The organism is Priestia sp. YIM B13551, from assembly GCF_042787905.1.
Lineage (GTDB): Bacteria > Bacillota > Bacilli > Bacillales > Bacillaceae_H > Priestia.
In genome coordinates, this window is record NZ_JBHZOX010000002.1 from 463,673 (window position 1) to 477,368 (window position 13,696).

11 protein-coding genes and 1 pseudogene are annotated in these 13,696 nt (G+C 36.3%); 2 read left to right on the forward strand and 10 right to left on the reverse strand.

Annotation, left to right across the window (positions count from 1 at the left end; genetic code table 11):
- Nucleotides 1-133: 133 nt before the first annotated feature.
- From ACFX4N_RS11675 to ACFX4N_RS11685, 3 genes are all read right to left on the reverse strand, one after another.
- On the reverse strand, nt 134-874 hold the full coding sequence (locus tag ACFX4N_RS11675; RefSeq protein WP_377261431.1) for a CPBP family intramembrane glutamic endopeptidase: 741 nt from the start codon (nt 872-874) through the stop codon (nt 134-136).
- Between the two features lie 161 nt (nt 875-1,035).
- Nucleotides 1,036-1,263, reverse strand: coding sequence for a hypothetical protein (locus ACFX4N_RS11680; RefSeq protein ID WP_377261434.1), 228 nt, complete (start codon nt 1,261-1,263; stop codon nt 1,036-1,038).
- A gap of 29 nt (nt 1,264-1,292) precedes the next feature.
- Nucleotides 1,293-1,730: a helix-turn-helix domain-containing protein gene (locus ACFX4N_RS11685; RefSeq protein WP_192100238.1), complete on the reverse strand. Its 438-nt coding sequence runs from the start codon at nt 1,728-1,730 to the stop codon at nt 1,293-1,295.
- A 259-nt stretch (nt 1,731-1,989) separates the two neighbouring features.
- Here ACFX4N_RS11685 and ACFX4N_RS11690 point away from each other — a divergent pair, with 259 nt between their 5' ends.
- Complete coding sequence (locus tag ACFX4N_RS11690; RefSeq protein ID WP_236019606.1) at nt 1,990-2,496, forward strand: CcdC protein domain-containing protein; 507 nt, start codon at nt 1,990-1,992, stop codon at nt 2,494-2,496.
- Between the two features lie 216 nt (nt 2,497-2,712).
- Nucleotides 2,713-3,657: a phosphotriesterase family protein gene (locus ACFX4N_RS11695; RefSeq protein WP_013058118.1), complete on the forward strand. Its 945-nt coding sequence runs from the start codon at nt 2,713-2,715 to the stop codon at nt 3,655-3,657.
- Nucleotides 3,658-3,786: 129 nt separating this feature from the next.
- On the opposite strand, the gene ACFX4N_RS11700 is transcribed toward ACFX4N_RS11695, so the two are convergent.
- The 7 genes and pseudogenes from ACFX4N_RS11700 to larE form a co-directional block, all read right to left on the reverse strand.
- Complete coding sequence (locus ACFX4N_RS11700) at nt 3,787-4,704, reverse strand: iron-hydroxamate ABC transporter substrate-binding protein (protein WP_098547368.1); 918 nt, start codon at nt 4,702-4,704, stop codon at nt 3,787-3,789.
- Nucleotides 4,705-4,888: 184 nt separating this feature from the next.
- On the reverse strand, nt 4,889-6,112 hold the full coding sequence (locus tag ACFX4N_RS11705) for a SulP family inorganic anion transporter (RefSeq protein WP_377261438.1): 1,224 nt from the start codon (nt 6,110-6,112) through the stop codon (nt 4,889-4,891).
- Nucleotides 6,113-6,617: 505 nt separating this feature from the next.
- Complete coding sequence (locus ACFX4N_RS11710; protein WP_057273635.1) at nt 6,618-9,023, reverse strand: glycoside hydrolase family 31 protein; 2,406 nt, start codon at nt 9,021-9,023, stop codon at nt 6,618-6,620.
- A 117-nt stretch (nt 9,024-9,140) separates the two neighbouring features.
- Nucleotides 9,141-10,529 (reverse strand): glycoside-pentoside-hexuronide (GPH):cation symporter, encoded by a 1,389-nt coding sequence (locus ACFX4N_RS11715; RefSeq protein WP_070809485.1) that lies wholly within the window; start codon nt 10,527-10,529, stop codon nt 9,141-9,143.
- Nucleotides 10,530-10,674: 145 nt separating this feature from the next.
- Nucleotides 10,675-12,066, reverse strand: a pseudogene (larC, locus tag ACFX4N_RS11720) (nickel pincer cofactor biosynthesis protein LarC).
- Complete coding sequence (gene larB, locus ACFX4N_RS11725; protein WP_013058126.1) at nt 12,047-12,817, reverse strand: nickel pincer cofactor biosynthesis protein LarB; 771 nt, start codon at nt 12,815-12,817, stop codon at nt 12,047-12,049. The pseudogene larC and the gene larB overlap by 20 nt, the downstream one beginning before the upstream one ends.
- Before the next feature lie 47 nt (nt 12,818-12,864).
- On the reverse strand, nt 12,865-13,674 hold the full coding sequence (larE, locus tag ACFX4N_RS11730) for an ATP-dependent sacrificial sulfur transferase LarE (RefSeq protein ID WP_377261443.1): 810 nt from the start codon (nt 13,672-13,674) through the stop codon (nt 12,865-12,867).
- Nucleotides 13,675-13,696: the final 22 nt, after the last annotated feature.

Consider the following 13,696-nt stretch of genomic DNA (forward strand, 5'->3'; position numbering starts at 1 on the left):
TACCCACATAAACGAAACCTACGTCCATCACAATAACAAAAAAATCCGAACGAGTTTGATTCTCTATCAAGAATCTCCATTTCTCGTTCGGATTCACCTTCAACTAAACTACTTTTGTCACAGCCTCTTTTAATTAGCCACTAACTTGATTATGAGAAACAGATAAAGTAGATTTTCGATTCCATAAATAGAAAGCATAACCGCTTAAAAATAGAAGCAGCGCGTAATTAACAAGTAAAGAATCGTTTGCGTCCACAGGGCTTGTAAACTGGAGAAAATTATTTAAACCGTGGAATATAATCGTAACTCCAATCGATTGACCGTTAACGATCAGTAAAGCCAATACCAACCCAGTAACAAATGCAAATAAAATTTGAAAAACCGTATTTCCTAATGTTTGACCGCTTAACATGTTTAAGCTATGCGTAAATGCAAAAAGGAGCGATGAAAGAAGAACCGCTAATTTATAGCTTTTTGACAACAGCAAATTCAGCATAAATCCTCTGAATACCATTTCTTCTACAAACGCAATGATAAGAGTTTGGGTAAGAAGAATAAGAATCAAATCAAGGATAGAACTAACGTGTATCCCCCTATTACCAATTAAAATAATAAGCAAATACAAAAGAAGCGGAGAAAGAAACAAGATTCTCATTCTAAACGACATGTTTTGTTGAAAGGAGAAAAAATGCGGCCACTTTTTTGTTTTTGTTAGATAAAATGCTATTCCAATCGCCAAAGGGACGATTCCTAAAAACTGAAGATAATGTGTAGTAGGATGCGTCATGCTCACGTATGCACCGTTTACCAAAAACCAAAAGATAACTAAGATTTCTAGGCCAATAACTTTCCACAAAAGCTTTGACTTGGTCATCACTACACCACCTTTCTGCTTTAGGTTTCATTGATAACCTATACTATTCGTTTTAAGGATTTTATATGTTTTCACCCTTTTATCATTTGAGCTCAAAGACCATGTGAGGCAGCGCTTCTTCCTTTTAAAATAAGAAGATAGTTCCTTACTTTTTAATGTAACTACACAAGGTACAAAAATACACAAAATCCTGCCCATGTGACATAATCACTGAGCTCCATCTTTTTACCGCCTCTAACAAGTACATTTACAGCCCAGTTCAAAACATTTCCTTCAGACGTTTTATCTACATACTTTCTCGCTAAAGAGTTTGCAACCACTCGAAATAAGTAATAGCTGGCTAAACATAAAAGAGATATGATCATATAATTCAAATTCAACTCTTTCACCTGGTACACCTCATCGTCTTTCTGCTATTTCATCCTTGTTCATAAAAATCTTTTTTGACGTCTTTTAAAAGTTTTAAGATACCTTTATAAAAGCAAGTAATTAACATTCCAGCGATGTTGGTTACCATCATAATCATAAGATTGCCGATAATCAGGCTAAGAAAAGTACCAAGAAACATAATACCTATTCCGATATAAAAACCTGGGTGAAACAGTTCATCGTCGTCCTCTTTTTCTTCTTCACGAATGTTTATTCTGTTTTGTAATGTGGCATCCTTTTTAATAAATTTATCAATAGTCGTCTCGTAGATGTCGCTTAATTTTAAAAGGTGCTGAATGTCAGGATAGCTTTTATTATTCTCCCACTTATGTATGTGCTGTACCGATACACTCAGCTGCTCAGCAACCTCTTCTTCCGACATCTTTTGTTCTTCTCTTAACTTTTGCAATTGATTTCCTAACCTCAACTCATTCACCTCTATAACTATGACAGCGTGTAAACAAAATTTATTTACACTACGCTTTCTATAATTCTAACATATTATGGTAAAAAAGAGATAAACAGTTAATGAAGCATATACAAAAAACTAAAACGGCAGTCATAAAAAATAATGAGAATTCTCATGTGCAAAAATGAAAGAATGCACTTTTATCTCCATCCTTTTATTGTTTATACTAAATAGTGGATTGTACGAACATCGAAATAAAAAAGGAGGAAACATGACGATGGAAATGCTATTTATTTATATATTGGTTATCGCTCTTATTGGATTCATTATTTGGAGAAGGGTTAAAAGGAGACATAGACCCATTAAAAGGAATGGACTTGGTATATTAGCTCCTATTTTGTTCATATTAATTGCATTTTCACTTAGTCTAAGTCAGATGATGCACATACCAGGCCAGCCCTTTCACTTACCTCCCTACTGGGAAATGATGATTGCTGGTGTACTAGGTGCTATATTCGGACTCATTATGCTTAGCCAAACAGACTATGAAGTAAGAGAAGATGGCTTTATTTATTCAAAGCCAAATAAGAATTTTAAATATGTGATTATCGCCATTGTCTTTATAAGAATGGCTTTGAGCCAATACTTCAAAGGCTTAGATTCCATAGACTTCGCGGTCTTAACGATGACACTAGCTTTTATATATATTGTCATTTGGAGAGTTGGCAGCTATATGAAATTCCGTAAATTAAACGGTGATAATTACAGCGTAAATGCTGGGTAATCATCAATATAACTAGTCCTTCTTTCTGTTTGGAAAGAAGGACTTTTTTGTCATAGTGAGTAAAAGTCCCGCCTGTTGTGTAAGACAACACATATGTTGTATAATGCAATATGTGTTTTTTATAACAGTAGTCTATATATAAAAACAGATTATATTAAAACTGTACCTAATCACTCGCTGTTTGATTTACAGGTATATGATGAAAGGAATCGTACTATGACATTTATCAATTCGGTAACAGGCCCAGTCCATACGTCAGAACTAGGGCTAACGTTAATCCATGAACATATGCGCGTTCGTTCTGAATCTGTTCATGCGCAGTTTCCTCATTTGTATGATGAAGAACAAGAAGTTGCAAAAGCAGTAGAACAAGTAAATCGTGCGAAGGCACTCGGAGTCAAAACAATCTGTGATCCTACGGTGATGGAACAAGGACGGGATATTCGTTTTATTGAACGAATTGCCCGTGAAACAGACACTCAAATCGTCGCAGCCACAGGGATTTATACGTATAACTACATCCCTACCCATTTTCAAACTCGAAGCATTGACTATATGGCAGACCTGTTTGTTCGAGACATTGAAGTCGGCATTCAAAACACGTCGATCAAAGCAGGTTTTCTAAAATGCGCTACAGATGCACCTGGCGTAACGGCTGATGTAGAAAAAGTAATGCGTGCCGTGGCACGAGCTCATAAAAAAACGGGCGTGCCGATTATGACGCATTCACATCCTGCAAGCGGTACGGGCTTGAAGCAGCTTGACATCTTACTGGATGAAGGCGCTAATCCAAATCAAATTCTGATTGGACATACGGGAGATACGGATAATCTTGAGTACATTTCAAACATATTAACTCAAGGTGCTTTTATTGGAATGGACCGCTACGGCCTAACAAGAGAATGTTCAACTGAAAATAGAAACAACACGGTTATTGAGTTAGCTAAACAAGGATATTCAAACCGCATGTTTCTCTCACAAGACTACTGCTGTACAATGGACTGGTTTCCAGAAGGCGTGATTGAAGAACGTTTTCCAAAATGGTCGATGAGCTTTGTATTAGAAGAAGTCGTTCCTGAGTTAAAAAGAAAAGGCGTAACGGAACAGCAGATTCAGCATATGCTTTTTGATAACGCTCGCTGCTGGTTTGAAGGAAAGTAATGAAGACGGACAATACGCCTCCTATAAATTGAAATACTAGTTTATAGAGGGCGTATCCATTCCGTTTATATCTAAGCGTTGTTCGTGTAGAACCGGGCTAATTTTCGAATAAAAAATATATCTTACTTATTATTTTTCAAGAAACGATTTTTCGAAAAATCCTAAAAGATATTCCAATGTTATTGGATCACTGTAGGTCGAAGCTTTTGTGTTAATTTCGAACACACGATTGTTCTTAACCGCAGGTATGTTCTTCCACACACTTGTTTTTAAAAACGAATTATCGCCATCCGTACTTTTACTCAAGATTATATAATCGCCCGCGAACTCAGGAAGTAATTCTGAAGAAAACGTATAGATACCCGATTCAAGTGCTTTCTCTTTTACTTTTTTAGGCATGTTTAGCTTCATTGCCTGATACAATACTTCTGTTCCGCGCGCATAGTTATTTCCAAATACATAAAACTCTTTATTGCCGCTTTCAATCACAGAAACAGTCGCATCTTTACCGATTTTTCTGCGAACTGCTTCTCCTGCAGCCGCTGCGCGTTTTTGGAAATCATTCACCCATTCTTTCGCTTCTTTTTCTTTGTTTAAAAGCTTTCCAATTTCTATTTGCTGATTCAAATAATCTAATTTACCCCAAGTAAAGACAACGGTAGGAGCTATTTTATTTAGTTTCTTGATGTTCTTCATTTCAGATCCAGCAATAATTAAGTCTGGTTTCAGCTCCATAATCTTTTCTAAATCATCCTCTGATACTACTTCTACTCCCTTTACTTTTTCTTTAAAAAGCGGGTTCATACTGCTCCATTCATCAATCCCAACGAGCTTTCCTCCTAAAGACATTACATTAGGGCCGTTGCTAAGAGCCACTATTCTTTTAGGGTTTTTAGGAACTTTGACAGGTCCAGCTTCTGATTTATATGTAATTGTTTCACTTTTAGTATCTCCCTTATCTTTTCCGTTTGTCGTTTCGCTGTTTCCACAAGCGCTCACGATAATAGCCAGTATAAGTAGAAATGGTATAAAAAATAGCTTCTTCAGTTTAATCTTCTCCTTTTTCACATCGTTCTTATTTGATAATGATAATCTTTATCAATTATCACTCTGTATATATTATACGTCAGTGATAACGATTGTCAATAACTATAAAATTTTCCACCAAAGAAAAAAAGGCCTCTATCTTAGAGGCCTTTTTCTATTACTTCATTCATCTCACTTAGTAAAATTAACTCGTTTTTCTTAATAACTTTTGTTTTTCTTTGCTCTTTTTTATCATAAAGTGTGCACCTGACAAACATAATCCAACGGCTATTCCGATCGTCAGGTTTGTAAACACCGTTAACGAAAATGTCGTAAGTAAAATCAATGAATGAAATGATTTTTCTTTTATCACCTTTGCAAACTGTTCTTTTTTACTGATATTCCATGCCACGACCATTAGAACTGGTGCAAGACTGGCAAGCGCCACGTATGAAGCGTACGGAGCTAACACTAACAGCACAATCAAAACAAAGATAGCATGCGTGATGCCTGCAATTGGAGAGGAAGCGCCGTTTTTAATATTGGTAACGGTTCTTGCAATCTCTCCTGCTGCGGGAATACCTGAAAACATCGGCGTTACCATATTTACAATTCCTTGACCGATCAGTTCTTTTTTGCTGCTGTGCTTTGATTTTGTCATTTCATCTGCAACGCGAGCTGTCAGTAAAGATTGTAACCCTACAAGTATAGCAATCACAAATGCAGAAGGTAAAAGAGTTACCACCCTCTCCACTGTTATATCTGGAAACGCTGGCGCCGGGAAATGACGAGGTATCTCTCCGTAAATGGAACCAATGGTTTCAAACTGATTTGCAAAGAAAAAAGATGCCAAGCCCGTTGATACAACAATTCCAAGTAAATAGGACATCCCCAGCGACTTAGGTGAAAAGTAAAGAACAATTAAAATCGTAGCTAAGCACAATGCTGCTGTAGCGATACTATAGATGTTGATGAAATGTAAATTACCAAAGATCTCTTTTATATTCAAATGAAAATACTGATATTTTTCAATAGCGTGTAACCCAAGGAAGTTTGGAATCTGCCCGCTGAAGATAATCAGCGCAATCCCTGACTGAAACCCTACAATAATGGACGAAGGAAAATACTTGATTAAAGCTCCTACTTTACATAGCGCAAAGATAATGAGGAGAATTCCGGACATAAAGCCGGCAATTAATAAGTTTTCATAGCCATATTGCAGCACAATCCCTAATAAAACAGGAACAAACGCACCGGTAGGTCCCGCGATTTGAAACCTACATCCACCTAAAATAGCAATTAGCAGCCCTGCTACAATCGTTGTATAAAGTCCTGTAACAGGCGATATTCCAGAAGCTATCGCAAATCCTAACCCTAAAGGTATAGCTATAATGCCAACAACAATACCTGATAGTATATCTTTCTTCAAATGCTGCAAGGAGTAATTTCGAAAAACCTCTAGATTCATAAGTGTACATCAGCCTCCATTTTAAGTAGTGAGGTTACCCATTCGTATTTTGGTCATACAACCTTATTTAACTTTCATTCGTTCAAAATAAGGTGGGCTACTCGATTACTTCTATCTTAAAGGAGACAACTTACAAAAAAATAAAGAGGAAATTAGAAGTTTATTAGCAAGTTATTAAAATTTTCTTAAGAATTCTTACTATTTATTCTTTTAGTTATTTTTTAGATAGAGCTAGGTAAAACCGGTACGATTTTCTCGATATAAGACTTTAAGAGCTATAAACTGAGGGAATAATGAAGTCTTTGTTCACGCAGACCCTAGGTAGAGGCTTGAAACAGAGTCTTCTAGGCATACAATTTTTGATACTTATCGCTGTAAATACATCTTTTTTACTCAACTGCGCTATAAATGTAGAAATAAAAACAACTAGACCCTATAGTAGCTATAGGGTCAATGATTATATTTATTAACAGCTCAGATTATAACTAAATGTTCCTTTTCCAACATTTTGATCTAATCCATTGATAGTTAGCTTGCGCTGCTCTTTTTCCGGAAGGTGAAACGTAATCTGGTTATAAGGTAATTCATAAGAACCTTCCTTGTTAATGTTTATTTGAATCTCATCTTCTGTAGTTTCCATATCAACATGAATGTACGCAAATGTGTGCAAATATTCGTTTGTTAACCCATCATCTTCATATAAGCTATAAGAAGATTTCCCTTTCCCTCTACAAGGAAATAATAAAAATCCTCTTTCATCCATATTTTTCGTTAAAAAAGTTACTTCTGCTTCATTAATAGGGATGATTGCTCCCGCCTTAGCTAGCAGCGGCGTATAGTGTAAAGGTGCAGGAATTTCAACCTTTTTTCCCCCTTCATACCACGTTCCAACATGAAAATCGTACCATCCTCCAGGATTATTTGGCAAATACACTTCTCGCTCTTTCTTTCCTTTTTCAACAACGGAAGCAACCAGCAGAGAATCGCCTAGCATAAAGTCGTCATTTTCTTCAAAGGTAGTTTCATCATGTTCAAAATCATAAAAAGTAGGCCTTATAATAGGATGGTAGCTATTAGAGGTTTCGCGCAACTCACTATAAATATATGGAATTATTTTTGTTCTAAATTTAATTAATTCTCTAATTGAGTCTAGAACTTCAGGATACATCCAAGGTTCATTAACTGTCTCGTCATCGTTCCAAGAGTGGATAGTGAATCTCGGATGAACAATTCCATTTTGTATCCATCTTACGAATAATTCAGGTTCAGGAGCAGGGCCAGAAAATCCACCTACGTCATGTCCAAAATTATAAATACCGGATAAACTTAGCCCTATCCCCATCTTGATATTGAATTTTAACGTTTTCCAACTGGTGCGATTATCGCCTGTCCATGTTTGCACATAACGATGCATTCCCACAGAACCGGATCGTGATATTAAATAAGGACGCAACTGAGGGTTATGTTCCAACTGTGCTTCATAGGAAGCCTTCATCATAAGCAGTGGGTGAAGTGCACGAATCAGTTCAAACTCTTTATTGTTCCCAAAACCGTGACAGATGGCTTCCTTACTCCAGATTTCAAATTCATTATTATCATTCCAAGTGGAATCAATTCCATAATCCAATAGCTTTTCTTTTACTTGCCCTTTCCACCAGTCGTAAGTTTCTTTATTGGTAAAATCTAAATAAGCACCTATTTCATCCCAAAATTGTGCCATTTCAGGTTCTTCGTTATGACTATTTGTTATAAACATCTTTTTTTCTTTTAACTCATTAAATAAGGGATGATCTTTTAATAAACAGGGCTTAATATTTGCACATAAACGTAAACCCTTATCATGAAAGTCGTTTACCATCTTTTTTGGTGAAGGAATTTTTGATTGGTTCCAATTAAATACATAACGCTTATCTTCAATTGACGTATAGCCCGACGACAATTGGAATGAATCACATAAGATATCATGTTTTTCACACAGCTTTAAGAATTCGTTTAACTGCATTTGTGCATCTGGAGCATCGGTATAACTCATTGTCGATCCAGAATACCCCAAGCTCCACTTCGGTGGAAAGATTGTTTGTCCAGTTAACCATGAAAATTTCCGAGTAACATCTTTAACTTTTGGGCCTCCAATAATATAGTAATCTAAATCACCTTGTTTAGCTTGATAGTATCTGTATAGCTCATGATAGTTATCGAGTTCCGTACCTAGTTCGAAAATTGAACTGGACAAATTATCATAGAAGACCCCAAATGAGAATCCTGTTTCTCTATGCCTTGTGATGTAAAAAGGAATATGTTTATAAAGAGGATCGCTATATTCTGCATCATACCCCATTGCATCAATTGCTTGCATTCGATAGCGCTTTCCATGTTTATCAACTGATCCTGTCTTTTCTCCTAATCCAAAATATTGTTCATCTAAATCACGCTTTAAATAATGAACGATCCCCTCACCAAGTGAACCATCAAAATTATACGCCTGAGTTTTTCGGTCATTCGCAAAATTCACCCACCCAGAATCCTCACGGTAAAACCAGCTAATCTTAAATCCATTTAAATCAACATTAAGCTTTAACGCTGAAGTTTCTACGGTGCATTCACCGTTATTATTACTAAACTCATAGCTTGGTAGTGAAAAACCGCTTGTATCCAAACGTTTGCGCCCCTCCAATGGAACATCTGACTGCCCGGGTGCGACACTCCAAGTTTTATCTAGTTGTAATTCCTCACCGTCTGTAAACAAAATCCTGATAATATCTGTTTCAAGTATCATAATTTTCGCATATATGTTATTCTCTTCTAGTTCAAATTGAAGAATGTTATCAGTTTCATTTATGAAAGTAAATTGATAATTTTCCTTAATACTCATGTGGTATCTCCTTTACTATGCATGTATTATAAAATAGTGTGTCAAGCTGCTTCCTAATAAAAGTTTATAAATATTGTCTTTAGTAGCTCCTATTCAATATACTTTTTATCAAATTTTTTAGTTAAAGCTGCTTCTCTCTTTCAAGTCGGCAACAATTTTACTGTATAAATTATCTGTAAGGTTATAAAAGAAAAATAAAATGATTAATCCAATAATATTAAGAGCCGCCGGAGCAAGAAATAATAACCCCTTAAGACCTAACAATGTATCTGAAGACTGCTGAATATTTGGAACGTACCCAATTAAGCTCAGTGCAACTCCTGGAATAAAACCTGCCAAAGCCTGCGCAAGCTTTCGGAAGAAACTGTATGTTGAGTAAACAATGCCTTCTGTACGTTCTCCCGAATTCCACTCATGATAGTCGATGGAATCAGCAATCATTACCCACGGTAGACCAAGCGCAAATGCTAATGCAAAGTTTCCTAATGAAAAAATAGTTAAAAACGTTACTGTACTCGTTGGTAATATAAAATTTAAAACATCACAGGCAATGCAAACTAAAAGCCCAAGCATGAATGTATTTTTCTTCCCTATTCTTTTTACCATTGCCGGGATGAACATTGAACCAACTACAGCAAGCCCTATACTTAAAAAGGAAAGTATTGACATTAATTCTGGGCTTTTTAAATTATACTCCAAATAGTACAACTGAACAGCGTTGCGAATATTGGAAGAAGCAATCATGAATAACGCTGCTAAACACAATACAATAAGAGGACGGTTTGAAAACAATGCTTTGAATAGTTTAGATAAAGGCACCTTTTCTTTTCTTGGGGCTCTAATAACGTTTTCTTTAGTATTACGATAGCAAATTAAATGAAACAAAATTCCGAATATTGACATCACAGATATAGCCACGATGTACCCGACTTCTTTATTAGCAAACTGTAGCACAATAGGAATTACCACTACTCCTGAAATAAGAAGAGCTGTTTGACTACCAATTGCTCTAAATGAACCCAAAGATGCACGATCAATTGGATCTTGTGTCATCGCTGCAGACAAAGAACCATATGGGATATTAACAAATGAATAGGCTAGCCCAAATCCCATATAGGTGGCAAATGCCCAAACAATCTTTCCGGTGTCTGAAAAGTTTGGAGCCAAAAACGAGATGACCGTCATTAATGCTAGAGGAACTGTTCCCCATAAAATGAAAGGTCGGAACTTTCCTCTTTTTGAGATATTTGTTCTTGAATCTACAAATGCACCAACACTTGTATCTGCAAACGCGTCAAATATTTTAGAAATTAAAAATACTAGCCCTCCCCAGTAAGCAGAGATTCCCAAAACATCTGTATAAAATTTTAGAAGGTATAACTGTCCCATATCAAACATAAGTCCGTTACCAATATCACCAAAACCATAAGACATCTTTTCTTTGAAAGTTAGCTTTTTAGAAACCGTAACTACTGGCCTTTTACTTGGAACCACTGGTAATGCCATATAACTATCCCCTCTTTCTCCCATTTACAATCCCCTTTTGTAAACCCTTTCATTAAAAAGTAGACATAGATGTTTCAATATTTAAAATCTATCACACTCCTTTCAGATGTCTCTTTTTAAGTTAGTAGCCCACAAACTTAAAGCATCAATTTTCTCTTTTCTTTAACTCTTTCCACACTTGTTCATATACTTTTTTTAAAGGAACGCTGTAAGTCTCAGCAATGAACTTACAATCTTCAAATTCTGGTGCTCTTTGTACAACTTCACCTTTCATAAGTCCGGTTTTTACTGTAACGCTTCCCCATTCGGTTTCTACTTTATGGAATTCTCGTTCCAGCCGGTGAACCGACAATGGATAATAGCGAATTCCCAAAGTTGTTGTTTCCTGAAATAAAATCTCCTTTATTTTATCTACATATGCCTCTGCACAAAGCAGCTGAAGTAAAACACCTGGTCTGTTTTTCTTCATGTAAATAGGCGTGTAAAAGACGTCGTTGGCTCCGGACTCTAAAAGCAAGTCCATAATATATCCCAGTAATTCGCCAGAAATATCGTCAAGATTCACTTCCATTTTTATCATTTTACGATCGATGTGCTCCAAGTTAGGAGGAATGTGTGAAGACAAAATAGTCTCTCCTTTCTTTTAGTTCCTGTTTACTTTGAGATACGATACTTCAGACTTTCAATTTTCCTCACCAATAATTACTCGGAGCACATTAGGATGTTTTTCAAAATCTTTTGTTCCTGCTCCATACCCCACTGATTGTACTGTCATGGAAGGAACTGTACAGAATTCTTCTGAAAGCACTGATACAATAGCTGCACCTGTAGGCGTAGTTAACTCGCTTTTTATATTGCTTTGCTGAAGAGGAACACCTTTTAATATTTCTAAAGTAGCAGGTGCAGGGATTGGATAAATCCCATGATCAATATGTACTTTACCAGCACCTACACAAACAGGTGATGATTTTATTTTTTGAATTTCTAGTTTGTTTATCAAAATAGAAGCTCCTACAATATCTATAATCGAGTCTACAGCTCCGACTTCGTGAAAGTGTACTTTTTCTAAAGAAATACCGTGAATAAGACCTTCAGCTTCCCCAATTTTTCTAAAAATGTTTAACGAAGTTTCTTTCACTTCTTGAGATAATTGACTTCCGTCGATTAGCTTTACAATATCTTGGTAAGCACGATGACTATGGTGATGGCTGTGTTCGTGATGATCGCTATGTTCATGCTTGTGATGATGGTCGCTATGTTCATGTTCGTGATTGTGGTCGACATCTTCATGTTTATGATTATGTTGATGTCCATCAGCATACTTGTGATCAGCTGTTTCCGATAGTTCTACATCAAACTTCGTACTAGAGATTCCATTTTTCACAACTTTTCTCCAGCTCAATTTATACTCTTCAGAAATATTTAGTTTTTGAAGCTCCTCTTCTAAAAGAGTTGAATCTCCTCCAGCATCAATAAGTGCACCAATGAACATATCACCACTAATGCCTGAAAAGCAGTCAAGATAAAGCGTTCTCATTATGTTTAGCTCCTTTTTGAATTAATCGGTGAATCAAAGCAGCGTTGTAAGCAGCGCCGAACCCATTATCAATATTAACTACGCTAATTCCGGAAGAACATGAATTTAGCATAGTTAATAAAGCTGATAATCCGTTAAAATTTGCTCCATAACCAATGCTAGTAGGTACAGCAATGACCGGATGGGAAACCAATCCACCAACAACGCTTGGAAGAGCTCCTTCCATACCAGCTACTACCACTGTCACAGTAGCATTTTGAATCTCATCAATATTATTTAAGAGTCGATGAATACCAGCTACTCCTACATCATAAATACGGCGAACTTTACACCCGAGTATTTCTGCAGTTACTGCAGCTTCTTCTGCCACAGGCAAGTCAGAGGTTCCTGCACAAACAATGGCAATATATCCTTCAAAAAAAGAATCCTGATCCGAGTCCTTCCAAAAGAGAATTTTTGCTACCTCGTTATATGCAAAACTTGGGCATGCTTCAAGCACTTGATTTGCTTTTTCTTTTGATATTCGCGTCACAAGCACCGACTTATCTTTCAGTTGCAGCGCTTTAATAATAGAAATGATTTGTTCGGCTGTTTTCCCTTCACCAAATACTACTTCTGAAAAACCTTGACGTTTTTTTCGATGATAATCTACCTTAGCAAAACCTAGATCCTCATATGTAGCTAACTCTTTTTCAGCATCTGCCACAGTTAGTTTCCCTTGCTGAACTTGTTTCAAAATTTCTTTTATCATTGTTCGTCACACACCTTAGATTGTTTATTAAGTGAAGTTTAGTGTCACTATTCCACTTTGGATAAGGCTTGATTCATGCTACCACTTTGATAACCAGTCAAATCTAATGTAATATATTTATAGCCTAGTCCCTTCAATTTCTTAGTAATGATATTATTTTTTTCCATAATAAAGTTCATATCCTGAGGTTCCACTTCAATTCTAGCAATCTCTTTATGGGTTCGAACTCTCACTTGACCAACACCTAGCTCTTTTAAATAGGCTTCTGCTTTTTCTACTTTGGTTAATTTTTCTTTCGTAATATACTCACCGTAAGCAATTCTAGAAGATAAGCAAGCAAATGAAGGCTTATTCCAAGTTGGTAACTCTAATTGCTGAGATAACTCTCTAATTTCTTTTTTAAACAAATTAGCCTCTAGTAAAGGTCCTCGTATTCCTTTTTCCCTTGCAGCCTTCATGCCAGGTCGGTGTTCATTCATATCATCCGCTATAGCACCATATACAATCGTTTTAAATTGGTATTCTTCAATAATTGGCTTCAGATGATCAAATAAGCTACTTTTACAAAAATAACATCTATTTTTGTTGTTTTCCGAATAGCCTGGAATAGCTAATTCTGATGTCTCAATGATCTGATGCCTTACCCCAATTTGCCTTGCTAGCACCTTGGCTTCTTCCAGTTCACTTGATGGATAGGTCTCCGAATCTGCAGTTACTGCAATCACATTTTCATTTCCTAATGTTTCAACAGCCACTTTTAATAAGAAAGTGCTATCGACTCCTCCGGAGAAAGCTACAACAACTGATTCCATATCTCGAAGAATAGAAGTTAAAATCTCGTATTTTTTGCCCAACATGTTCTTATCCTCCCGTCTTTGA